Origin of the sequence: Chryseobacterium balustinum, from assembly GCF_900168205.1 — a bacterium.
Lineage (GTDB): Bacteria > Bacteroidota > Bacteroidia > Flavobacteriales > Weeksellaceae > Chryseobacterium > Chryseobacterium balustinum.
Genome location: NZ_FUZE01000007.1, coordinates 77,500 through 101,549 on the forward strand (window position 1 = coordinate 77,500; position 24,050 = coordinate 101,549).

Consider the following 24,050-nt stretch of genomic DNA (forward strand, 5'->3'; position numbering starts at 1 on the left):
TAATGGAAATTAATTTTTATAGATAGATCTGAAGTTGTAAAATAAATTCTCCTTTAGATTTTGGGCTTTCTGTAGGACTTGTGTAAACAGGTCTTGTGGAATACTGTGTGGTAATTTTCGCATGATGACCGTCCAAAAACCAGTTGGCTCCCACATCAAACTGCGAAGAAGGTTTATCAAACGCTTCGAAATCTTTGTAAGTGTAAGCCGCAAAAGGCTGGATTCTGATTTTTGGTTTTTCTGATTGATTGGGAAGTAATAAACCTGCCTGAGCGTAAATTACGTTTCCGGTTCCAATCATCGGTTGAAGATTTCCGGGACCCGCCAAAGCTCTTTGTCCTACAAAATTTGGGTCGTTCGATGCAATATTCATTGTTCCTAAATTTCTAACGTAATTGGGTCCGAAATTATAGTTGAAATATCCTGCATAAGCCGAAACTGCCATTTTATTTTTTGCTTCACCTAAAGGAATATCGGCAAAAGCATCTACGGAAAGTAGGGTGATGTCGTGTTTTTCGATGTTTGAGTTGACTGAAGTTCTCGTTCCTTCGGCTTGATGATAAAAACCTGCACCGACGTTGAAAACTTTTTTTGTCCCTAAATAAGAACCTACTTTGAACGGAAGAAGATTAGATTCTGTATCTAAAAATTGATATTCAAAATAACCGGCTTTAGACCAGTTCGGGTTTCCATTATTGTCAACTGCGACTTCATTTCCTGGAATTAAAGTATTTGGAGGTGTTAAATCTGTTGCGAATGGCTTGTTTAAACTCATTCGGTATTCAAATTTTCCATATTTACCTTTTGCGAAAACTCCCATTTGTCTTGCAAACTGGTCTGAATTATCAATTAAAGGCCAGCTGAAAATCGGAGAATCTACCGTAAGAAAGTTTAATGTTGAAGCCATTGTCATACGGGAAAGTCCCATGTAATAATGAAGTCCGCCTCCTAATGTTAAGCTGAATTTTCCTGCTTCACCAGGCATAATTACAGCGTATTCATTCCAGGCATCATGAAAGAAAAGTTGTGTTTTTTTTCCGTTTCCGTAGCCTCCTGTTCCGGTTGTTCCGGTTGCACCGCCATTAATGAATGTCTGATTATTCATTCCGAAATGCAATAAAATCATATAACGCTTGGTTACTTGTGCGTAAGCCAAAATACGGGCTCTTCGGTTTCCTAAATTCCAGGTATTATCAGTAGGTTCATTTCCAACCATACTTCCGGGATTCATGTCTGTGTTCCTGATCCAGAACTGATCCCATAAAATAAATCGCACATACTTATCTCCTTCAGGATTTAAATTTATTTTTAAACCATTTCCATAATCAGGAGAACCTTGAGCGTATACAGAACTGCTAATTAAAGCTAATCCAATAAAACTTAATATTTTCTTCATAAATTATTAATTTTTTGGCTGTTATTTTGTGAAAGCCAAATTGTAATTAATAATTTAGTTATAAAAATTTAATATATATTTATGGTCATAGTATAGTTATTAATTATTATTTATGAATTATGAGCTAAAAACGATTCTGTCTTTTAATTAAATTTTGAAATAAAATAAAGCTTAATTATATGATTATTAAGTGTTTAATTTTATTTTTAAAACTTTAAAAACTCATGATTTATAATTAATAACTTATAACTCTAAAAAATTATTTCTTAAATCGTTCCCATTTAATCAGCATATACTTATCTGCAAACTGCGTAATAATTAAACCGGAATCTTTGATATTTTCTTCTTTCGAAATATATTCAATCAATTCATTTTGTTTCAAAATCTTATAAACCGGATGGAAATCTGAGTGAGGTGGTCGTGTAATATTATATTTCTTGATCCATGAACTTACTGTTACATGAGAAACTCCAATAATTCGCTCTATTTCACGGAAACTCAATCCTTCAAGGTAAAGCTGAAGAGCTTTTGTGACGTAATAATCATCAATTTTTTTACCTAATTTTTTAACAGTGAAATAGTAATTGCAATGCTTGCAGTGAAATCTTTGCTTTTCATTAATGATTCCACTTTTTACGACTTTATCACTTTTGCATTTCGGACACTGAGTTTCCATATATAGTATTTTAGCAAATATATAACAAGTTAGCAAATGTTTAAAATTGATTAAAGATAATTTTACCTGTGAATATTAATTAAACAATAAAATTATCTTTTTTATTTGGTTTTTAAAGTTATTATGTTTTAAATTTGCCAAAAAATTCAGATAAATAAATGGAAATAGAAATTTCCTCATGCGAACATTTAGTGTATGTGAGTGAAATACAGCAGGAAATGTATGATTCTGCACAGCGACGAGGAACGGGAATCGCAAAACGTTCCATAGAATATTTAAGTAAAAAGATTTCAGAAGGTAACGCAGTTGTGGCTACTGAGAATGGGGAATGGGTAGGTTTCTGCTACATCGAAACATGGTCGCATGGTCAGTTTGTGGCTAACTCAGGATTAATTGTTTCTCCAAAATTCAGGCATGGAGGGATTGCAACCTTAATCAAAGATAGGGTGTTTGCATTGTCAAGGGAGAAATTTCCCAATGCAAAAATATTCGGTTTAACAACTGGTCTTGCTGTGATGAAAATCAACAGTGATTTAGGCTACAAGCCAGTAATTTATTCTGAATTAACACAGGATGAAGAATTTTGGAACGGTTGTAAGAATTGTGTGAATTATGAAATTTTAATGAAAAAGGAACGCAAAAACTGCCTGTGTACAGCAATGCTTTTCGTTCCGGATAATAATAAAGTAAATGAGGTTGTAAATAATCAACCCGAAAATCAATATCAAAATGAGCAAGAAAGTAATCTTAGCGTTTAGCGGAGGTTTAGACACCTCTTACTGTGCCAAATATTTGAGTGAAACACTTGGGTATGAAGTGTATGCAGTGACTGTAAATACCGGAGGTTTTTCTAAAGAAGAGGAAAAAGAACTGGAGAAAAAAGCCCTTAATCTTGGGGTGAAAGAATACAGGTGCGTAGATGCTCAGGAAGATTATTACAATTCTTGCGTAAAGTATTTGATTTTTGGGAATGTCTTGAAAAACAATACATATCCATTATCTGTAAGTGCTGAAAGAACTATTCAGGCACAGGAAATTGCAAAATTTGCTATTGAAGTTGGAGCTGATGCAATTGCTCACGGAAGCACAGGTGCAGGGAATGACCAGGTTCGTTTCGATTTGATTTTCCAAGTGATGTGTCCGAATGTAGAAATTATTACGCCAATTCGTGATATGTCTTTATCTCGTGAAGAAGAAATTGAGTTTTTGAAAAGCCACGGCTACGAAAAAGAGTTCCAAAAAGCACAATATTCTGTTAATAAAGGACTTTGGGGAACTTCAGTCGGTGGAAAAGAAACCTTGACTTCAAGAAACTATTTGCCCGAAGAAGCTTTTCCATCTCAAATTAAAGAAACTCAGCCTTCAGAATTGGAAATTGAGTTTAAAAATGGTGAAGTTGTAGCAGTAAATGGAGAAAATTTTGAACATTCGGTTTATGCGATTCAAAAGATTGAAGAACTGGCTTCTGCTTATGGAATCGGTCGTGATATTCACGTTGGAGATACGATTGTCGGAATCAAAGGAAGGGTGGGTTTTGAGGCCGCAGCGGCGTCTGTGATTATTAAAGCGCACCATTTATTGGAAAAACATACGCTTTCAAAGTATCAGCAGATGATGAAGTCTCAATTATCAGATTGGTATGGAAACTGGCTTCACGAAGCACTTTTCTTAGACCCGGTGATGAGAAATATCGAGTCTTTCTTAGATAATTCTCAAAAAACAGTTAGTGGAAAAGTATTTGTAATGCTTCATCCCTATAGATTTATCTTAAATGGAATTGAATCTAAACATGATTTAATGTCCGATAAATTTGGAAGCTACGGTGAAGCAAACAGAGCTTGGACAGGTGAAGATGTAAAAGGCTACACGAAAATCGTAAGTAATTCCTTAAATATATATCATCAGATAAATAAATAAGATTTGGGCAGCTTAATCCGCCTTCCGCTCCCAATCTTTTGTTCGTTGTTCCTCCTCATAAAAGGATTTCCGATCAAGTCGGGCTGTGAGAGATTCGATGATCAATGAACCCGTAGGGTTCAATAATAGTAGCCGTAGGTGAAAGCTATGGTTAATAAAATCAATGAATAATCAGAACCTGAAGGGTTCAACAATAATAGCCTCAGGTGCAACCCGTGAAAAAAATAAAAATGAAAAAAAATATCGGAATTATCGGTGCCAACGGCTACACAGGAAGCGAATTAGTTCGTCTGTTAGCTTTTCATCCCAATGTGACTTTGAGTTTTTTATATAGTCGTTCAAATTCGGGGACAAAGATTTCAGATTTGTACCCGGATTTAACGACGGTTTGTGAAATGGTTTTAACAGATCAACCTGAAGATGTGGACATTCTTTTTCTATGTCTTCCTCACAAAGAAAGCCAAAATTGGATGACTCAGAATGCTGTGAAAGATGAAACGTTAGTGATCGATTTAGGAAATGATTTTCGTTTAGAAGGAAATTTTGGAAACAGAAATTTTATCTATGGATTACCCGAAATCAACAAAAACCAACTTTTAGGAGCGAAAAGCATAGCGAATCCGGGATGTTTTGCAACGGCAATTCAATTGGCTTTGCTTCCATTAGCTCAAAAAGGTTTGTTGAATGAAGTTTACACAACGGGAATTACAGGTTCCACAGGAGCAGGTCAGTCTTTACAGCCGACGACCCATTTTACCTGGAGAAACGATAATATTTCGGCTTATAAAACTTTGACACATCAGCATGTGGATGAGATTTTACAGCAGTTAATTTCTTTTAATACGAATGAAATCAGTCTGAATTTTGTTCCATGGAGAGGGGATTTTGCGAGAGGGATTTTTACGAGTTCCACGGTGAAAACAGATTTAGAACTTTCAGATATTCATCAATTGTTTAAGGATTTTTATGCAGATGAACCTTTTGTAAAGGTAAGCGAGAAAGCAATTGATTTAAAACAGGTTGTCAACACGAATCGCTGTGTGATTCATATTGAAAAGAGTGGGAATGTTGCAGTTATTCACTCAGCGATTGACAATTTGTTAAAAGGAGCTTCCGGACAAGCAGTTCAAAACATGAATATTGCAATGGGTTGGGAAGAAAATTCAGGATTGAAATTGAAACCTGTCGCGTTTTAAATATGAATTAAAAATGTGAATTGTCAATAAGTCAATTGTGAATTTTAAAACTCGAATCAAAACCGACCTAGGAAGCGGAGGCGTTAAGAAATTTTAAAGAAATTCCGTTAAAAAATTTCTCTTGTTTGAGTGGCGGGTCAAAAAACTCTTTAGGATACGAAATTTTGCTTTCCGCCCGAGTTTAGAAATTTTAGGAAATTGTTTAAAATTTTAGCCGGAGTTTCCAGTCTTGAACTTTTGTTTCTTTTGTTTCAAGACAAAAGAAAAATATAAGAAAGATGAAATCATTCATCAAACATCAATTATCATTTATAAATAGACATGAATTTATTCAACGTATATCCATTATTCAACATCAATCCAGTAAAAGCTCAGGGATCATTTCTTTGGGACGATAAAGGACAAAAATATCTTGATTTTTACGGAGGTCATGCCGTGATTTCTATCGGACACAACCATCCACACTATCAAACTCAATTAAAAAACCAATTAGATAAAATATCTTTCTATTCAAACTCGGTTCAGAACGAATTACAGACTGAATTAGCAGATAAATTAGGAAAAATGTCAGGTTTAGAAGATTATAATCTGTTCCTGTGCAATTCAGGAGCTGAAGCGAACGAAAATGCTTTAAAACTAGCTTCTTTCCACAACGGAAAAAGTAAAGTATTGTATTTCTCAGGTTCGTTTCACGGAAGAACTTCTGCAGCAGTTTCTGTGACAGACAATCCAAAAATTGTAGCGCCGGTAAATTATGATGAAAGATTTATTAAATCTGAATGGAATAATATTGAACAGCTTGAAGCAGTTTTTGAAAAACAAGAAAGTGAAATTTCATCTGTAATTATTGAAGGAATTCAGGGAGTTGGAGGAATTATGATTCCAACGGTTGAATTTTTAACTAAAATCAAAGAACTGTGCGAAAAATATAACGCAGTTTTGATTTTAGATGAAGTTCAGTCAGGTTACGGAAGAAGCGGATATTTCTTTGCTCATCAGGAATTTGGAATTGAAGCAGATATCATCACAACAGCAAAAGGAATGGGAAATGGTTTCCCCATTGGTGGCGTATTGATTCACCCGAAATTTCAGGCAAGAAATGGTTTGTTGGGAACAACTTTCGGAGGAAATCATTTAGCTTGTGTCGCTGCAATTGCGGTATTAGATGTAATGAAAGATGAAAATCTCATCGAAAACGCTCAGGAAATGGGCGAGTATATTGAAAATGAAATTAAAGATTTTCCACATATTAAAACCATTCGAAGGAAAGGCTTGATGATTGGAATTGAACTCGACAGGGACTGCTCGGAAGTGAGGAACAGCCTGTTGTACAATCATCATATTTTCACAGGAAACTCTAATGATAAGACTGTGTTGAGGATTCTTCCGGCACTTAACATTAAAAAAGAAGAAACCGATATTTTTATTAATGCTTTAAAGGAAGTATTGGAAAATATTTAGTCTGTGAAAGTTACACGGTCTGTCATTCTGAATAAAACGAAGTGGAGTGAATAATCTCTTTTTATAATATTAATAGATTCTTCCTTTGTCAGAATGACAAGCGTAACTTCAAATTGCTGAGTGAAATGCCTTTTCGAACGTAAAAAATCTTGGTAGTTAAAAAAAACTTTGCGACCATGGCGTTAAAAACTCAACACGAATATGTAAGATAAAAAATCTTTAAAATCAATTCAAAATGAAAAAATTCACCTCTGTAAGCGATGTTAAAAACTTACAGGAAATTATAAAAAAAGCGTTACAAATTAAAGAAAATCCTCTTTCGGAAACCGAGAAAGGAAAAGGAAAAACGATTGGACTTGTATTTTTAAATTCAAGTTTGAGAACGCGTTTAAGCAGTCAGATTGCTGCGCAAAATTTAGGTTTAAATGTTTTGACGTTAAATGCTGCACAGGAAGCATGGAATCTGGAGTTCGCAGACGGAGCTGTAATGAATGGCGATACTGTTGAACATATCAAAGATGCCATCGAGGTATTAAACCAATATTGCGACATCATCGCGGTTCGTTGTTTCGCTGGAATGAAAAGCAAGGAAGATGATGTTAACGAAAGTATTTTAAGCCAGTTCGAGCAATATGCAAAAGTTCCGGTTATCTCTTTGGAATCTGCAACGCGTCATCCTTTGCAAAGTTTGGCAGATTGTATCACAATTACAGAAAACTGGAAAGAAAGTCATAAGCCTAAAGTGGTATTGACTTGGGCTCCTCACATCAAACCGATTGCTCATGCGGTAGGAAATTCTTTCGCAGAATGGATGCAGGAGATGGATGTTGAGTTGGTAATCGCAAATCCTGAAGGTTATGATTTAGATAAAATCTTCACGAAAGATGTAAAAGTGATTCACAATCAGGATGAAGCGTTAAAAGATGCTGATTTTATTTATGTGAAAAACTGGTCGTCTTTCGATGATTATGCCGCAATGCCTGAGGTAAAAGAAAACTGGATGCTGACGAATGAAAAATTAGCCAATACCAATCAGGGAAAAGTAATGCACTGTCTTCCGGTTCGTCGAAATGTAGAATTGAGTGATGAGGTAATGGACGGTAAAAATTCTATCATTTATCAACAGGCGAAAAACCGAATTTTCTCTGCTCAGGCGGTTTTTTCTGAAATTTTAGATGAAATAAATTCAAAATAACTAAACCTCATAGGTTTTTGAAACCTATGAGGTTTTAACTCGCAAACCTTGACAAGGTTCTCAAAAAGTTTTGCAATGAAAGAAAAATTATACATCATAAAAATAGGCGGAGCATTAATCGATGATGAGGAATTATTGAACGAATTTCTGGAGCAGTTTTCTGAAATTAAGGAAAAGAAAATTTTAGTTCATGGTGGTGGAAAATTAGCGACTATTTTAGCTGACAAATTAGGCATTGAACAAAAAATGATTAATGGGCGAAGAATCACGGATAAAGAAACGTTGGATATTGTGGCGATGGTATATGCAGGAGGAATCAACAAAAATATTGTGGCAAAACTTCAGCATAAAAAATGTAAAGCAATAGGATTTTCGGGAGCTGATGCAAATTTAATTAAAGCTACGAAAAGAGAACACGCAGAAATAGATTTTGGATTTGTAGGTGATATTGAAAAGAAAAGTATCAACAGGAAATTGATTTCCAAATTGATTAAGCTTAAATTGGTTCCGGTATTTTCTGCGATTACGCATGATAAAAAAGGAAATCTTTTCAACACCAATGCAGATACAATCGCTTCGGTGATTGCGCAGGCCTTGTCTTCAAAATATGATGTTGAGTTGTTGTATTGTTTTGATAAAGAAGGAGTTTTGGAAGATGTTGAAAATCCTAAATCAGTCATAAAAAATATTTCAGGAGAAGAATTTTCAACATTAAAAAATGAAGGAAAACTTCACAAAGGAATTCTACCGAAACTTGAAAACGCTCTTGAAGCTGTAAAAAATAATGTAAATAAGGTATTCTTAATTAAAGAAACCGAATTGAAAAACCATATAGAAAATCATCATGCAGGAACTGAAATCTGTTTATAGTAAAGAAGAATTACTGAATAACGCAGTGGATTTGTTGAAAAAACTGATTGAAATTCCATCATTCAGCAAAGATGAATATAATACGTCTGTGGAAATTGAAAACTTTTTTAAAAAGAACAATATTCCGACAAAACGTTTTAAAAATAACATCTGGGCAGTGAATAAAAATTTTGATGTTTTCAAACCATCAATTTTGTTGAATACGCATCACGATACCGTAAAACCGAATAAAGCTTACACTTTAGACCCTTTTTTACCGATTGAAAAAGATGGAAAGTTATTCGGATTGGGAAGCAACGATGCTGGAGCTTCATTGGTTTCGATGGCGCAGGTTTTTTTACATTTTTTTGATAAAGAAGATTTACAATATAATTTAATTATTGCTTTGACGGCTGAGGAGGAGATTTCTGGGTTTGACGGTATCGAAGCTTTATTTTCCCAACTACCCAATATCGAGCTTGCCATTGTAGGAGAACCAACGCAAATGAATCTGGCAATCGCGGAAAAAGGACTTTTGGTCATAGACGGGGAAATGAAAGGTACTCCTTCTCACGCCGCCCATCCTAATGACGATAACTCAATTGTGAAATGTATGGAAGATTTGCAGCAAATTTTAAACTTCAAATTTCCAAAAGTTTCAGACTATTTAGGTGAAGTTAAAGTTACGTTGTCAGGAATTCATGCCGGAGTTCAGCATAATGTAGTTCCTGAATCTTGTGTTTTTACATTAGATGTAAGAGTTACGGACGAATATTCGAATCAAGAAGCATTTGAAATCATTCAAGCACAGATGAAATCAACCTTAACAGCAAGATCTTTCAGATTAAATTCTTCAAAAATAGAAATGGATCATCCTTTTGTACAGGCAGGTCTGGAAATCGGGAGGACAACTTACTGTTCACCAACTTCATCTGATCAGGCGATTATTCCTTGCACATCGGTGAAAATCGGTCCTGGCGACAGCACACGTTCTCATACCGCGGATGAATACATTTATATTAAGGAAATAGAAGAGGGGATTGCTATTTATATCGAAATCCTTGAAAAGGTTTTATAAAGCGACCTAGGAAACGGAGGCGTTAAGAAAATAAAGTCTGTGAACGTTAAGAAAATTCTACTGTTTGAAGCGCGAGACAAATATTAAATCAAAAGGTTAATGTTGAATTCGCGCAAGTTTTAGAATTTTTAGAGAATAGAATTTATTTTTAGCCGGAGTTTCCAGTCTTGAATTTTTGTTTCTTTTGTTTCAAGACAAAAGAAAAAGGTCACAATAAAAATAGGTTGATGGAATTTTTTAATTATTCCATCTTCCAACAAAAATTAGATTTTATGAAAAAAATATGGCAAAAAGACAACAATGCCACTAATATATTAGTCAACAAATTTACAGTCGGGAAAGATCTTGATTTTGATGAACGTTTGGCAAAATATGACGTCAAAGGTTCGATGGCGCACTGTAAAATGTTGGCAGAAGTTGGAATTATTTCCAATGAAGAATCGAAGCAGATGTTGTCTGTTTTGGAAGAAATTTTGAATGATATCGAAAACGGAACTTTTGAAATCGATAAAAGTGCGGAAGATATTCATTCGCAAATTGAATCTATTTTAATTGAGAAATTAGGCGATACAGGAAAGAAAATTCATACGGCAAGATCAAGAAATGATCAGGTTTTATTGGATATAAAATTGTATTTGGTGGATGAAATCCGTGAAATTACGTCTTTAACGGATGAGTTTTTTCAAATATTAATTAAACTGGCGGAACAACATAAAAACGTTCTGCTTCCGGGATATACACATTTACAAATTGCAATGCCTTCATCGTTCGGATTGTGGTTTGGAGCGTATGCAGAAGCCTTGTTAGATGATGTTGAAATGCTTTTCTCTGTTAAAAATATCATTAATAAGAATCCATTGGGATCTGCGGCAGGTTATGGCTCATCTTTCCCGATTGATCGTGAAAGTACAACGTATAATTTAGGTTTTCAATCAATGAATTATAATTCGGTTTACGCTCAAATGACGCGTGGAAAATCAGAGAAAATGTTGTCGATGGCAATGGCAACTTTGGCGGGAACGTTGGGGAAATTTGCATATGATGTTTGTTTGTATTTAAATCAGAATTTTAATTTTATAAGCTTTCCAAAGGAGTTTACGACAGGAAGCAGCATTATGCCCCATAAAAAAAATCCTGATATTTTTGAATTGGTTCGTGCACGTTGCAATAGAATTCAGTCGTTGCCGAATGAATTTATTTTATTGACGAATAATCTTCCTTCAGGTTATCACCGAGATATGCAGTTGACAAAGGAAATTCTTTTCCCGGCAATTGATTCATTGAAAGAATGTCTGGAGATTTTAAGCTATACATTACCGAATATTCAGGTGAAAGATGGTATTTTGGAAGACAAAAAGTATAAATATCTTTTCAGTGTAGAGAAAATCAACGAAGAGGTGAAAAACGGAAGTTCATTCCGTGATGCTTATGTAAAAGTAGGGCAGGAGATTGAAAATAATGAGTTTGATTTTGATATAAAAAATCTTAATCATACTCACGAGGGAAGCATAGGAAATCTTTGTTTAGATAAAATAGAATATCAGTTTAATAAACTGAAAAATAAATTATTGGGTTGAAAATTTTAAACTAAAACTATTCTTAGATGCTTCGACTCCGCTCAGCATGACATCTGTAATACTAGCTGTTTTTATTAGCGATTCATTTCTAGCGGTGTCAGCAAAGTCGAAGCATTTTTATTTAATTTATGAGTTAAAATATTTTTTTTAAATAAAAAACTCAATCCAAATCAATTTTAAATTTAGTAGATTTTTTAACCTCATGAAGTACGATAGAGCTATGATATTGTCCGATATTAGGAATGTTTGAAATAATGTTTACCGCAAACTCATTATAAGAATTAATGTCTTTTGCAATAATTTTCAACATATAGTCATATTCACCTGAAAGACTAATGATTTCCTGAACTTCATCGTGTTTTCCAATGTTTTTTTCGAAAGTTTCAAGAACTTTTTGTGATTGTTCTTTTAAACGTACGTTACAGTAAACAACAATATTTAAACCTAATTTTTCACGGTTCAAAAGGCCAACGTATTTTTCGATGATTCCCTGTTTTTCCAGTTGTTTGATACGTTCATACGTTGGCGTAAAGGTAAGCCCGATTTTTTCTGAAATTTCCTTTACAGAATGTGTAGAATCTTCCTGAATAATACTGAGAATCATTTTGTCTTTTAAATCCATAAAATAGGGTTGAGTTGGAAACAAAAATAGTATTTATAAATGAAAATAAGGAGAGAATAATATTTTTTAATCAAATCATAATTTAGTTTTGTCAGTTCGCTCAAATGTTATATCTTTGCACCTAATGAATAACACAGTATTTATATCATTAGAATTACCGGGCGTAGACGCCCTTTACGATATTTATTTATTTTAAGCGAAGATGTTTCTTCGCTTTTTTTTTGTGAAAAATTAAGATATTATGTTTACGATTACAGAACTAAGTACCGAGAGAATCAACAGTATAGTAACAGAAGCGCTGGCTTTTGCTAATGGAAAAACTGCCAAAATTGAAGGAGAAGTTTTTTGCTCAAATCTCTTCTTTGAAGACAGCACAAGAACGAAAACAAGCTTTGATATTGCTGAAAGAAAATTAGGTTTGCAGGTGGTTCCTTTCGATGCTTCAAACAGTTCTGTGAATAAAGGTGAAAGTTTATACGACACAGTAAAAACTATTGAAAGTTTAGGAGTAAATCTTGTCGTAATCCGAGACAAGAAAGACAGGTATTTTGACGAATTAAAAAATATTACAATTCCCGTTATCAACGGAGGAGACGGAACCGGAAATCATCCTTCTCAATGTATGTTAGATTTAATGACAATCTATCAGGAATTTGGAAAATTTGAAGGGTTGAAAATAGGAATTGTTGGAGATGTAAAACACAGTAGAGTTGCCAATTCAAATGCAGAAGCATTAAGAAGATTAGGTGCAAAAGTATACTTCTCAGGACCTGAACAATGGTTTGATGAAGGAGCTTTAATTAACGGGACTTATCTTTCTGTTGATGAATTAATTAAAGAAGTTGATGTTTTAATGTTATTGAGGATTCAACATGAAAGACACGATGCAAAAATGAGTTTCTCAGCTTCAGACTACCACAGAAAATATGGTTTGACGAAAGAAAGAGAAAAAGCAATGAAGAAAGAAGCGATCATCATGCATCCAGCTCCAATCAACAGAGGAGTAGAAATTGATACAGACTTGGTAGAATGCGAACGCTCAAGAATTTTCAAACAAATGGAGAACGGTGTTTTCGCAAGAATGGCAATTTTAAAAGAAGCTTTGGAAGGACAAGGATACACTTTTAAATAAGCCAATAGAATTAAAGAAAAAATAAGAAGTAAAATAACAGAATGAAGAAGTCTAACTTCTAATTTCTAAAATCTAATATCTAATTTAAAAAATGAAGAAAAAGTTAATACTGGAGTCTGGTGAAGTGTTTCATGGAGAAGGTTTCGGAACAGAATTGGAAACTGCAGGAGAAGTAGTTTTCAATACCGGAATGACAGGGTATCAGGAGCTGATTTCTGACCCGTCTTATTGCGGTCAGATTGTTTGTATGACCTATCCGCTTATCGGAAATTATGGGATTAATAGAGATGATTATGAGAGTATAGAGCCGGCTATCAAAGGTCTTATCGTGAAAGAACTTTGTGATTTGCCATCAAATTTCCGTACTCAGATTACTTTAGATGAATTATTTAAAAAGAAAAACCTTTCAGGAATTTCAGGTATCGACACCAGAAGACTGACGAGAATTCTTCGTAATTCCGGAGTGGTGAAAGGAAAAATCGTAAACGTTGAAGCTGATGAAAACGAGGTTGTTACTGAATTAAAAGGCACAACTTTTCCAACCAATCAAGTGGAGCAGGTTTCAACAAAAACGGCATATGCAAATCCAGGAAGAGGACTTAAAGTAGTACTTGTGGATTTTGGTTCTAAATTAGGAATTATCAGAGAATTATCTCAAAGAAATTGCGACATCACAGTAGTTTCTCACGATACAACTGCCGAAGATATTTTATTGATGGATCCGGACGGCATCATGTTATCAAATGGTCCTGGAGACCCAGAAGATAATCAAGGAGCTTTAGAAATGATCCGTGGATTATTAGGAAAAGTTCCAATCTTTGGAATCTGTTTGGGGCACCAATTAATAGGTTTAGCTTGTGGAGCGAAAACTTTCAAGTTAAAATTCGGTCACAGAGGAGGAAATCACCCGGTTTTAGATTTAGAGAAAAACAAAGTGGCAATTACTTCTCAAAACCATGGCTACGCAGTTGATCAGGAAAGTCTTAAAGATACAGATTTAGTTGAAACGCATATCGCATTGAACGACAGAACAAATGAAGGCTTGAAACACAAAATTCACCCTTGTTTCTCAGTTCAGTATCACCCGGAAGCAAGTCCCGGTCCTGAAGATGCGAATTATTTATTTGATGATTTCATCACGTTGATGGAGGATTTTAAGAATAAGTAAAACATTAAGTTTGTCATTCAGAACAAAGCGAAAGCGCAGTAAAGAATCCCTACAAAGAAAGTTTAGATTCCTACGGAAATCGCAGATTCGACAAAGTCAATGACAATGTGTAAATTAAATCTAAATAAAAAAACAGTGCTAAAAGTCTAACATCTAGCTTCTAGCATCTAACATCTAACTTAGAAATGGCAAAACGTACAGATATAAAAACAATTTTAGTAATCGGTTCAGGACCTATCATCATTGGTCAGGCGGCAGAATTTGATTACGCGGGAACGCAGGCTTGTTTGTCTTTGAGAGAAGAAGGCTACAAGGTTATTTTGATCAATTCAAATCCTGCAACGATCATGACAGATGTTGAAATCGCTGACAAGGTTTACATCGAGCCGATTTCACTTCAGTTTGTAAGTCACATCATCAGAAAAGAGCGTCCCGATGCGCTTTTACCAACTCTTGGTGGACAAACAGGTTTGAACATGGCGGTAGAATTGGAAAAATCAGGAATTCTTGAAGAATGTAAAGTTGAAGTTCTTGGAACTACGCTTTCAGCAATCAACAGAGCGGAAGACAGAGATCTTTTCCGTGAATTGATGAGAGAATTGAACGAACCAGTTCCTGAATCTGATATCGTAAATACGGTAGAAGGAGCAATCAATTTTGCTAATGAAATTGGGTATCCGGTAATTGTTCGTCCTGCCTTCACAATGGGGGGAACAGGTGGAGGAATCGCTGCTACTGAAGCTGAATTAAAAGAAATTGCTGAATTAGGATTAAAATATAGTCCTGTTACACAATGTTTGATTGAAAGATCAATCGCGGGTTTCAAAGAAATTGAATACGAAGTAATGCGTGATGCAAACGACAACGCGATTGTGGTTTGTAACATGGAAAATATAGATCCGGTTGGAGTTCACACTGGTGATTCAATCGTTGTGGCACCTTCTCAAACACTTTCTGATAGAGAATATCAACTGTTGAGAAACGCTTCGTTAAAAATCATCAGAGCTTTAGGAATTGAGGGTGGTTGTAACGTACAGTTGGCTTTAGATCCACATTCATTCGAATATTATATCATCGAAGTTAACCCGAGAGTTTCTCGTTCATCGGCTTTGGCATCAAAAGCTACAGGTTATCCGATTGCTAAAATTGCTGCAAAAATTGCGGTAGGATTAACTTTAGATGAAATCATGAATCCAGTTACCGGAACATCTTACGCTTGTTTTGAACCAGCTTTAGATTATGTGGTAACGAAGTTCCCAAGATTCCCATTTGATAAATTCGAAACAGCAGACAGAAGATTATCAACTCAGATGAAAGCGACGGGTGAAGTAATGGCTATCGGAAGAAATTTCGAAGAATCTTTACAAAAAGCGATTCGTTCTCTTGAAACTGGAATTAAACATATTGGTTTAAAAACGAAACAGGCGGAAGCACTTACGGCAGAAGAAATCGAAAGAAGAATCAGAGTTTGTGATGACGAAAGATTATTCATCATCGGTGATGCTTTAAGAAGAGGATACGACTGGGAACAAATCGTAGAATGGAGCAAAATAGATAAATTCTTTATCTGGAAAATCAAGAAATTAATTGATTTCGAAAAAGTAATTGCTGATAATAAGTTTGATATAGAAACTTTAATTCAGGCTAAAAAATTAGGTTTCGCAGATGTAAATATCGCTGTTCTTTGGGATGTAAAAGAGCGTGAAATCTTCAATTTCAGAAAAGAAAACGGAGTAATGCCGGTTTACAAAATGGTAGACACTTGCGCTGCGGAATTTGAATCTGAAACTCCATATTTCTACGGAACTTACGAAGAAGAAAACGAAAGTGTAGCTTCAGACAAAGAAAAAATCATCGTTTTGGGTTCTGGACCAATCAGAATCGGACAAGGGGTTGAGTTTGATTACGCAACAGTTCACTCGGTTTGGGCAATCAAAGAAATGGGTTATGAAGCGATTATCATCAACAACAACCCTGAAACAGTTTCTACAGACTTCTCAATTTCAGATAAATTATACTTCGAACCTTTAACGGAAGAAGATGTAATGAATATTATCGAGCTTGAAAAACCAAAAGGGGTTGTGGTACAGTTCGGTGGACAAACAGCGATTAACTTAGCTGATAAATTGGCAGCTCACGGAGTTCAGATCTTAGGAACTTCTTTGGAAGATCTAGACAGAGCTGAAAACAGAGATAAATTTGAAAAAGCCCTTCAGGAAATGGGAATTCCTCAACCTTTAGGAAAAACTTCAACATCAAAAGAAGAAGCGATAAAAATTGCCAACGAAATCGGTTATCCGGTATTAGTTCGTCCAAGTTACGTTTTGGGAGGTAGAGCAATGGAAATTGTTTATACCGAAGCAGAACTTTCTCATTATATGGAATTTGCGGTAGATGCAAGTCCGGAACACCCTGTCTTAGTTGACAGATACATGGTCGGAAAAGAAATTGAAGTAGATGCAATCTGCGACGGTGAAACGGTAATCATTCCAGGAATTATGGAGCACATCGAAAGAGCGGGAGTTCACTCCGGAGACTCGATTGCGGTGTATCCTCCACAGAATATTTCTCAAAGCGAAGTTGATACTTTGGTAGATTATACACAAAGATTAGCTAAGGGTTTGAAAGTAATTGGTTTAATGAATATTCAATACGTTCTTTTTGAAGGAAATGTATATGTAATTGAAGTGAATCCACGTTCATCAAGAACAGTTCCTTTCTTATCTAAAATTACGGAAGTTCCGATGGCAAACCTTGCTACAAAAGCAATTTTAGGTCAAAAACTGACTGACTTAGGTTACAAAAACGGATTGGTTCCGAATAAAGAAGGTGTTTTCGTAAAAGTTCCGGTATTCTCTTTCTCAAAATTAACGAAAGTTGACATCTCTTTAGGCCCAGAAATGAAGTCTACAGGAGAAGTGATGGGGAAAGACACAACTTTAGAAAAAGCGCTTTATAAAGGATTGGTTGCAGCAGGAAGAAAAGTTCCGATGCACGGTTCAATCTTATTCACTGTAGCTGATAAACATAAACAGGAAGCGGCAGATTTAGCTGCAAGATTCCATGAAGTTGGTTTCAGAATCTGGGCAACAGAAGGAACGGCGAAATTCTTCGGAGAACAAGGAATTCCTTGCAAAATTGGTTATAAAATAGGAGAGGAAAGTGTAAACTTAATCGATTTGATTCAAAAAGGAAAGGTACAATACGTTGTCAACACTATGACGAAAGGAAAACAGTCTGAAAGAGACGGGTTCCAAATCAGAAGAATGAGTGTAGAAAACGGTGTTCCTTGTTTAACTTCGATGGATACAGTTGAAGCAATATTGAAAGTTATCGAAAGCATGAGTTTCAAAATGGAGACGATGTAATTTTTAAATAAAATTTGAACGAAACTTTTCGTCAAACCTAACAGGTTTTTAAAACCTGTTAGGTTTTTTTTGTTTATGAAAAATTAAATAATTTGTTGATTGATTGAAAATTGGTTACTTTAGAAAAATAATAAACGAGCTTAAAGTATTGCTTTAATCTAGGTGTTGGCGGAAATTTTATCTAAACAGTAAAAAAATGAAAAACAATTCAAATTTTATTTTCAAATTATCAATTGCTCTTTTATTGGTTTTCTCAAGTTCATTTTTGTACGGACAGCAAATTATTAATAACAATCAAACAGAAACAATAAAATTGCCTGTAAAAAAAATTCTACAATATTTTAATGATTTTAACTATCATTATCTGAGTGAATATAAGTTGAATGAAACGAAAATAGATTCTATAACTCAAAATAATAATATTACCACACTTTATCTTACGGAAAACAAAAATTACGAATCCGCTATAATCCTAACGGATTTGAATAAATATCAGAAAACAATCAAACAGAAATCTTTTGAAACTAATATATTAATGCTATTCAAAGGAGAATACAATGCAGAAACGCTTAAATATCCAATAAAACCAAGTATTAACGAATCTTTTTCTAAGAACGGAATACTTAAATGGAAGATTAAAATTGAAACAGCAGACGAAAATTCAACAAAATTGACATTTATTTTTGACTCTTTTGACAAGAAAAATAAACAAAAATTTATCACAACTTTTTCTAAAGGGATTGATAAACATTTTAAGTATACAATTCAACAGATATTTATAACAGAGAATTTTAAACGTCAAGTATTAAATTATTTAGCAAATAGTTCCAAATCTGATGCTTCAGATGCTGTTCCTACCAAAGGCAATTGAAAAAACTTCTGCCAACATCGGCTTAGTAATATGGTGGTTTTCGGCTAAATTTAACGGCAATTCTTCGATTGAAATATTGTGTAAAACAGAACATTTATACTTAGATTTCCGCCACATAGCAAAGCTTTGAAACGTTGTGCGATACGCTAAAACAATAAAGATAAAAATGAAACACAAAAAATGAATAAATTATCCATAAAATACATACTTTTTCTATTGTTTTTAATGAGTCTTCTATCTTCTTCGTACGCACAGACCGAAAAAAAAACATTTTATACAACTGGCCAAATTAAAGAAGTCGCTCAATATGACAAGAGTGGAAAAACAACAGGAGAGGCAAAAGCTTATCATCCAAATGGAAAATTGGAACGGATTGGTCAATATCAAAACGGAAAACAAATTGGAGAATGGAAACAGTATTTTAAAAACGGAAAATTATCAATTATTGGATTATTTGAGAATGGAAAGCAAAAAGATTATTGGACTTATTATTGGCCTAATGGAGAATTAAGAGGAAAAGTAAAATTTAAAGAAGGTAGACAGACAGGAGAATGGAAAGAATATCACGAAAATGGAATATTAGCAGGAATTGGAAACTATGAAAACGGAGAAAAAATAGGTGAATGGAAGGCTTATTATGAAAATGAGCAGTTAACAAGCATAGGAAACTATGTGAATGGGGAAAAGGTGGGAGAATGGAAGTATTATGATAAACAAGGTAAGTTATTAGAAACAGAAAAATACTAAAAAAGTGCAATCGTAAAACAAAGGCTTAAAAATAGTGGGACGAAACTTCAAAATCCAAAGTTTGCCATTCGATTGAACTTCTGTGCTAAAAATCCACATTGCAATGACCCGCAACGTTGTACGATATGCCAAATCAGCATTCTGCATAAATTGTTGACAAAAAAGATGAGAAAACTTATAATAATCATTTCTATTTTGAATTTGCAATCCTGTGAAAACAAATACAATTTAGAAAATACTTTTTGGAAACATTGTGGAGATTACCCAATATCAGACGTTATTGTTATTGGGAAAGAACGCGCTGTATATGTAAGAAATGACAGTATCTATTTTAACAAAAACGATTCATTATTTGGGGTTATCGACACCATAGAATATTACTATGGAGAAAGAAGATTATTTGTTCGAGATTTGAAGGGTAATGTGGGAAGATATTGTGAAAAATGAATGCATCGGAAATAAAAAACTATTCCTACTTTTAATTTTTTACAATTGGCAAAAACAAAAACTACGATCAAAATGGAAATAAATAAAATTGTATTTAGGTTTTGGGGAAGCAATTTGTTGATTAGCATCATATTATTTGTTATTTATAGAATTGTGATTTCTCAAACAAAGTTGATTGATGGAAGTTCATTTGAAAAATGGATGCAGATTTTAGAACTTATATTAAATTTAGGATTTTCATTGGTATACCTTGTTGCTATGCTTATCTCTTCTTTTGCACTTCTTCTAAATCTGATAAAAAAAATCAGGACCAGTTTCTATCTGTCGCTTTTTACATTTTTGGGATTACCAGCATTTTGTGTTATTTTTATTGTAATCACACTATTGATAGATATTTGCACCAATGATTTAACCGTTCTTACAACACTTGCAATTTTTTCAATAATTTATCTATTCCTGACGATAATGCAATTTTTATGGTTCAGAAAAAGAATCAACAAAGTAGAGTTGAACAATTAAAGACCTTAAAAAAATAATTTTTCCTGCCTAACGCAGTAAATATATTGGTCATATCACAAATTCAGAAAAAAAATATTACAAACCAACAACAACCTAACACAACAGAATATGGATAAAACAGCAATTACCAGAGAAGATATTATTGAAGCGGAAAACAAACTTTTTTCAGCTCAACTTGTAAGCAATGTAGACATGCTTGACCAATTATTGCATGATGATTTGGTTGCAGTTGCACCGACAGGACAAATTATAACGAAAGAAATGGATTTGAACTCGCATAAAGGGAAAACAATGATTATTGAAAACGCTTCAATAGAAATTAATGACATTAAAATAACTGGCGACACCGCACTTTCTATCGTAACAATGACAGCGAAAGGAAGCATAATGGAAACACCATTAGAAGGGAAATTTAGATATTTTAGAGTTTGGAAACGCTTTGACGACACATTGAAAGTTATCGGAGCAAGTTTTATGCAATTACCTGATTAAAAACACTGTTGTCTGTAACAAAGAAATGTAAATCCTCGTAAGTTTTCTTCCGCTTTTTTAGGGGTATTTTTCAGGATTTTGAGAAGTGTGAAAAACTCTAAAGATTTTGATAGTTTCCTTTTCAATTTTATAAATAATGATAAAAGGAAAAACTCTCAATGGTAAACGATGAAAATCATTATGGATTTTTTGAAAAAATGGTGTTTGCTTTAACGTTTTTTCAGCAATTAAAAGTTTTTTATAAAAGAATTTTGCAACTTTCAATGACGCATTCTCGGAGTAGTAATCTATAGCTTTGGCTACATCAATCTCAGCGTGATGAGTATATTCAATCTCAAAAGCCATATTTTTCTTTTATCCTTTTATGGAATTCTTCAGCGGGCATAAAATCTTCATCCTTTAAATTTTCCATTGCATCCAATTCACGTTTTTGCGCATCTGTTAATTGGTAATTTAGATTGTGTTCATACCAATCTTTTTGAGATTTTTTTTCAAGAATTCCGTCTAAATATCCCAAAACCTGCTTCAGTATTTCCTCCGGTTCATCTTTTAATTTTTGGTTAATGATATGTAAGGTGTTAGAATTCATTTCATTTATTTTTATCAAAGTTAATGAAATTTAGATTTGTGATAAAAATTATTTATCAGATAAGGTTTAAGGCTAATAAAAATTGGAATAAATAAAATGACGTATTTTAAAAAAGATTAAATTTAGAACTTGTTACAATTTAAAAAAACACACACAATGGAATATCAAGCTATTGCAGAAAAATATACCAGTTTTAAAGTATCAAAAGACGGAAACCCAGTCGGGCAGTTGAACTATAAAAGCTGGTTTAAATTCAATGCTGAAATCGAAATTTTAAACTCAAAATATCAGGTCGAACCAAAAGGTTTTTGGGGAACAACTGTTGAAGTTATTGATGGGAAAATAGTTTCACTCAAATTCACCATGAACTGGGACGGGAATATCGTTATGAATACCTTTTTCAATAATATTGAGAAAAAATACACCTTTAGCCACAAAGGTTTTTTCAGGGAATCTTTTGTGTTAAGCGATGTAAAAGGAACAGAACTTCTGATAATGAAACCCAATATTCAGTGGCGAAGTCTGAATTATGAATATCAAATAAATACTTCGGAGGTTTTAGAAACGTTTGAGGAAAAAAATATTCTTTTGCTTATCTCCTTACATTGTGCCAATTATTATATGTCGATGATGGCGGGAATGGGTTAATTTATCTTATAATAAGGCTCATTAAAATATTTACTCGGTTTTATATAAACCATCTTTCTGTCCTTATCAAAAATCCAGTTAAATCTACGCATCACATCGGCTGCGAAATAATTGGCGTGTTGAGTTTTTAGGTCTCCTGTGAAAAATCCTGCACTAATATTTTTTAATACAATATTTCCAAGCTTTAAAAAAGGTAAAACACCTTGCTTTGTTGTGATAATTTGTCCGGCAGAATTTTTCATTGACTTTTCACCTGTAATTTTTAGCTTTTCATTCAAATTATTGGCTTCTGCGAATTCATTACTGTATAGTAAACCTCCTGAGTAACCAGACTGAAGAAGAAAATAAGCTTCCTGTTGTTTATCTTCAACCACGTTATCTGCAACGATAAAAAATTGCCCATTTTTTACATAAAGATTCATCGGTTGATAATCCTTTAAATCTGGCTCTTTATCATAAGAAACAAACTGACTGTTGTCATAATCGATTTTAAAATATTGGTCTTTAAAAATCCCGGTTCCTATTTTTCCATCGGCTTCGTGACCGGTAAATTCATTATCGAAAAATCTTATATTTTCATACTTTTTGTTGCCGATTTTCACCGTGTTTCCGTCACTTATTTCATCTTTAAACTTAATGTGATCTGCTTTTCTGATTCTTTCAGGAGAAATTGAAGCATCTTCCATCGCAATCTGAAACATCAGATGAAGCGAATCTTTATCATTAACCAATGTTTTTACAATGATATTATTGTGTTTCGTCAATCTGAATGGAATCTTCTCCTGAGCTTTGAAAGGATTTAAACTCAATAAAACAATGGCTAAACAGCTAAAATTCTTAAACATTTTTCGATTCTTAAAATATCCCCAAATATAGAATAATTTTTTCTCACCATTTAGATATAACTTGTCTTAAAAATAATTATCTTCGGTTAAATTAAATAAACCAAATGACGAAACATCAGCAAAGAGTCGCCGAAGTCTACCATTTTTTTGATAATAAAGACACTGTTTTAGGGTTCAGAAAGCTGTTAGATTGCGCTATTGACACTCAAGATATGTCGATTTATAAAGAAGCGATTGATTTGACAGACTGGAAAGAAACTCACAATCACGCCATCGACGAATTAATCGAAAAATCAAAAAATCTTCTCGCCAAAATTGAAAAAGTTCAGGTAAAAGAACATATTTCTGAACAGTCTGTTTTGAAAGCAAAAGATATTGTAAAATCTTACGGAAGCAACCGTTTTTCGCTCGGTCCGGTTTCTGTGGAAATCAATAAAGGACAGGTTTACGGTTTGGTAGGAGAGAACGGAAATGGTAAAACGACGTTGCTGAGAATTTTGGCGAATGAAATTTCATTTAATGATGGAAGTTTAAACTATTCTTTCAACGAAAAATCAAAAAATGAATATGACCTGAGAACGAAGTTGGTTTACATTCCGCAACGAACTGAAAAATGGTACGGAAGTCTGAAAGATAATCTGAAATTCGTTCTTTCAAATCATGGCGTTTCTCCTGAGGAAAACGAAACCAGAACGTTAATGATGATTGCCCGTCTTGGATTGTGGAATTATAAACATCTGAAATGGAGCGAACTTTCATCAGGTTACAAAATGCGTTTTGAATTGGCGAGAATTCTTTTAAGAAAACCCGAAATTCTTTTATTGGATGAGCCTTTAGCGAACCTTGATGTTTTGGCACAACAGGTAATTCTGGAAGATTTAAAATCGATTGCCAATTCGGTAAATCATCCGATTGCTTTGATTTTAAGCTCACAACAATTATACGAAGTTGAAAAGATTTCAGACAAAGTAATTTTTCTGAAAAACGGAAAATACAAAGATAATTCTGAGGTAAATGATGATGACGAAAACCAATTGATTATAGAAATTGATACGAATGAAAGTCGTGATAAATTGCTCGAAGTTTTTAAAGATTTCAAACTGGAAAAACTGAACTTCAATGGTGGTGTTTATGTCGCTTATTTCTCCACTGAAACTCAGTTTTATGAAGTGATTTCAGCTTTAGGAAATGCAAAAGCAGAAATTATTTACATCAGAAATATCTCGTCTTCTACGAGAAGGTTTTTCGTTAATTAAT

At 33.9% G+C, this 24,050-nt stretch carries 24 protein-coding genes; 18 read left to right on the plus strand and 6 right to left on the minus strand.

The window, feature by feature from the left end:
• Positions 1-16: 16 nt before the first annotated feature.
• Together B5X64_RS10560 and B5X64_RS10565 are read right to left on the minus strand one after the other, a co-directional pair.
• Positions 17-1,396 carry a porin gene (locus tag B5X64_RS10560; RefSeq protein ID WP_079465189.1) on the minus strand — a complete coding sequence of 460 codons (1,380 nt, stop codon included), beginning with the start codon at positions 1,394-1,396 and terminating at the stop codon, positions 17-19.
• Between the two features lie 259 nt (positions 1,397-1,655).
• Positions 1,656-2,072 carry an IS1/IS1595 family N-terminal zinc-binding domain-containing protein gene (locus B5X64_RS10565; RefSeq protein WP_079465191.1) on the minus strand — a complete coding sequence of 139 codons (417 nt, stop codon included), beginning with the start codon at positions 2,070-2,072 and terminating at the stop codon, positions 1,656-1,658.
• Positions 2,073-2,230: 158 nt separating this feature from the next.
• Here B5X64_RS10565 and B5X64_RS10570 point away from each other — a divergent pair, with 158 nt between their 5' ends.
• From B5X64_RS10570 to argH, 8 genes are all read left to right on the plus strand, one after another.
• On the plus strand, positions 2,231-2,830 hold the full coding sequence (locus B5X64_RS10570) for a GNAT family N-acetyltransferase (RefSeq protein ID WP_079465192.1): 600 nt from the start codon (positions 2,231-2,233) through the stop codon (positions 2,828-2,830).
• Complete coding sequence (gene argG / locus B5X64_RS10575) at positions 2,802-3,989, plus strand: argininosuccinate synthase (protein ID WP_079465193.1); 1,188 nt, start codon at positions 2,802-2,804, stop codon at positions 3,987-3,989. The genes B5X64_RS10570 and argG overlap by 29 nt, the downstream gene beginning before the upstream one ends.
• 230 nt (positions 3,990-4,219) lie before the next feature.
• Entirely contained in the window at positions 4,220-5,185 is a 966-nt protein-coding gene (gene argC, locus B5X64_RS10580) for an N-acetyl-gamma-glutamyl-phosphate reductase (protein WP_079465194.1), read from the plus strand.
• A gap of 321 nt (positions 5,186-5,506) precedes the next feature.
• Complete coding sequence (locus tag B5X64_RS10585) at positions 5,507-6,646, plus strand: aspartate aminotransferase family protein (RefSeq protein ID WP_079465195.1); 1,140 nt, start codon at positions 5,507-5,509, stop codon at positions 6,644-6,646.
• A gap of 235 nt (positions 6,647-6,881) precedes the next feature.
• Positions 6,882-7,841: an N-acetylornithine carbamoyltransferase gene (locus tag B5X64_RS10590; RefSeq protein WP_079465196.1), complete on the plus strand. Its 960-nt coding sequence runs from the start codon at positions 6,882-6,884 to the stop codon at positions 7,839-7,841.
• A 75-nt stretch (positions 7,842-7,916) separates the two neighbouring features.
• A complete protein-coding gene (gene argB / locus B5X64_RS10595) occupies positions 7,917-8,711 on the plus strand; it encodes an acetylglutamate kinase (RefSeq protein WP_079465198.1) in 795 nt (264 codons plus the stop codon).
• Positions 8,686-9,768: a M20 family metallo-hydrolase gene (locus B5X64_RS10600; RefSeq protein WP_079465199.1), complete on the plus strand. Its 1,083-nt coding sequence runs from the start codon at positions 8,686-8,688 to the stop codon at positions 9,766-9,768. The genes argB and B5X64_RS10600 overlap by 26 nt, the downstream gene beginning before the upstream one ends.
• A 272-nt stretch (positions 9,769-10,040) precedes the next feature.
• Positions 10,041-11,345, plus strand: coding sequence for an argininosuccinate lyase (gene argH, locus B5X64_RS10605; RefSeq protein WP_079465200.1), 1,305 nt, complete (start codon positions 10,041-10,043; stop codon positions 11,343-11,345).
• 160 nt (positions 11,346-11,505) lie between these two features.
• Here the strand turns inward: argH and B5X64_RS10610 are convergent, their stop codons facing one another.
• Positions 11,506-11,967: an Lrp/AsnC family transcriptional regulator gene (locus B5X64_RS10610; protein ID WP_079465202.1), complete on the minus strand. Its 462-nt coding sequence runs from the start codon at positions 11,965-11,967 to the stop codon at positions 11,506-11,508.
• Positions 11,968-12,208: 241 nt separating this feature from the next.
• On the opposite strand from B5X64_RS10610, the gene B5X64_RS10615 reads away from it, so the two are divergent.
• The 8 genes from B5X64_RS10615 to B5X64_RS10650 all read left to right on the plus strand — a co-directional run bounded on the left by B5X64_RS10615 (position 12,209) and on the right by B5X64_RS10650 (position 20,711).
• The gene (locus tag B5X64_RS10615) at positions 12,209-13,099 is read left to right on the plus strand and encodes an aspartate carbamoyltransferase catalytic subunit (RefSeq protein WP_079465203.1); all 891 of its coding nucleotides are present in this window, start codon (positions 12,209-12,211) and stop codon (positions 13,097-13,099) included.
• Between the two features lie 91 nt (positions 13,100-13,190).
• A complete protein-coding gene (locus tag B5X64_RS10620; protein ID WP_079465205.1) occupies positions 13,191-14,267 on the plus strand; it encodes a carbamoyl phosphate synthase small subunit in 1,077 nt (358 codons plus the stop codon).
• Positions 14,268-14,452: 185 nt separating this feature from the next.
• On the plus strand, positions 14,453-17,635 hold the full coding sequence (carB, locus tag B5X64_RS10625) for a carbamoyl-phosphate synthase large subunit (RefSeq protein WP_079465206.1): 3,183 nt from the start codon (positions 14,453-14,455) through the stop codon (positions 17,633-17,635).
• 196 nt (positions 17,636-17,831) lie between these two features.
• Positions 17,832-18,506 carry a hypothetical protein gene (locus tag B5X64_RS10630; RefSeq protein ID WP_079465207.1) on the plus strand — a complete coding sequence of 225 codons (675 nt, stop codon included), beginning with the start codon at positions 17,832-17,834 and terminating at the stop codon, positions 18,504-18,506.
• 180 nt (positions 18,507-18,686) lie between these two features.
• The gene (locus tag B5X64_RS10635) at positions 18,687-19,253 is read left to right on the plus strand and encodes a toxin-antitoxin system YwqK family antitoxin (RefSeq protein ID WP_079465208.1); all 567 of its coding nucleotides are present in this window, start codon (positions 18,687-18,689) and stop codon (positions 19,251-19,253) included.
• A gap of 165 nt (positions 19,254-19,418) precedes the next feature.
• A complete protein-coding gene (locus tag B5X64_RS10640; protein ID WP_079465209.1) occupies positions 19,419-19,700 on the plus strand; it encodes a hypothetical protein in 282 nt (93 codons plus the stop codon).
• 72 nt (positions 19,701-19,772) lie between these two features.
• Positions 19,773-20,219 carry a hypothetical protein gene (locus B5X64_RS10645; RefSeq protein WP_079465210.1) on the plus strand — a complete coding sequence of 149 codons (447 nt, stop codon included), beginning with the start codon at positions 19,773-19,775 and terminating at the stop codon, positions 20,217-20,219.
• A 108-nt stretch (positions 20,220-20,327) separates the two neighbouring features.
• On the plus strand, positions 20,328-20,711 hold the full coding sequence (locus B5X64_RS10650) for a nuclear transport factor 2 family protein (RefSeq protein WP_079465211.1): 384 nt from the start codon (positions 20,328-20,330) through the stop codon (positions 20,709-20,711).
• A gap of 57 nt (positions 20,712-20,768) precedes the next feature.
• Here the strand turns inward: B5X64_RS10650 and B5X64_RS10655 are convergent, their stop codons facing one another.
• Together B5X64_RS10655 and B5X64_RS10660 are read right to left on the minus strand one after the other, a co-directional pair.
• Positions 20,769-21,056 carry a type II toxin-antitoxin system RelE/ParE family toxin gene (locus B5X64_RS10655; RefSeq protein ID WP_079465212.1) on the minus strand — a complete coding sequence of 96 codons (288 nt, stop codon included), beginning with the start codon at positions 21,054-21,056 and terminating at the stop codon, positions 20,769-20,771.
• Positions 21,046-21,300 carry a hypothetical protein gene (locus tag B5X64_RS10660; protein ID WP_079465213.1) on the minus strand — a complete coding sequence of 85 codons (255 nt, stop codon included), beginning with the start codon at positions 21,298-21,300 and terminating at the stop codon, positions 21,046-21,048. Before B5X64_RS10660 ends, B5X64_RS10655 begins: the two co-directional genes overlap by 11 nt.
• Before the next feature lie 156 nt (positions 21,301-21,456).
• On the opposite strand from B5X64_RS10660, the gene B5X64_RS10665 reads away from it, so the two are divergent.
• Complete coding sequence (locus B5X64_RS10665) at positions 21,457-21,948, plus strand: hypothetical protein (RefSeq protein WP_079465214.1); 492 nt, start codon at positions 21,457-21,459, stop codon at positions 21,946-21,948.
• Here B5X64_RS10665 and B5X64_RS10670 read toward each other — a convergent pair.
• Positions 21,945-22,793, minus strand: a complete 849-nt coding sequence (locus tag B5X64_RS10670; protein ID WP_079465215.1) for a hypothetical protein — start codon at positions 22,791-22,793, stop codon at positions 21,945-21,947. The genes B5X64_RS10665 and B5X64_RS10670 overlap by 4 nt on opposite strands.
• Positions 22,794-22,897: 104 nt before the next feature.
• Here B5X64_RS10670 and B5X64_RS10675 point away from each other — a divergent pair, with 104 nt between their 5' ends.
• Entirely contained in the window at positions 22,898-24,049 is a 1,152-nt protein-coding gene (locus B5X64_RS10675; RefSeq protein WP_079465217.1) for an ABC transporter ATP-binding protein, read from the plus strand.
• The last annotated feature ends 1 nt before the right edge of the window (position 24,050 follow it).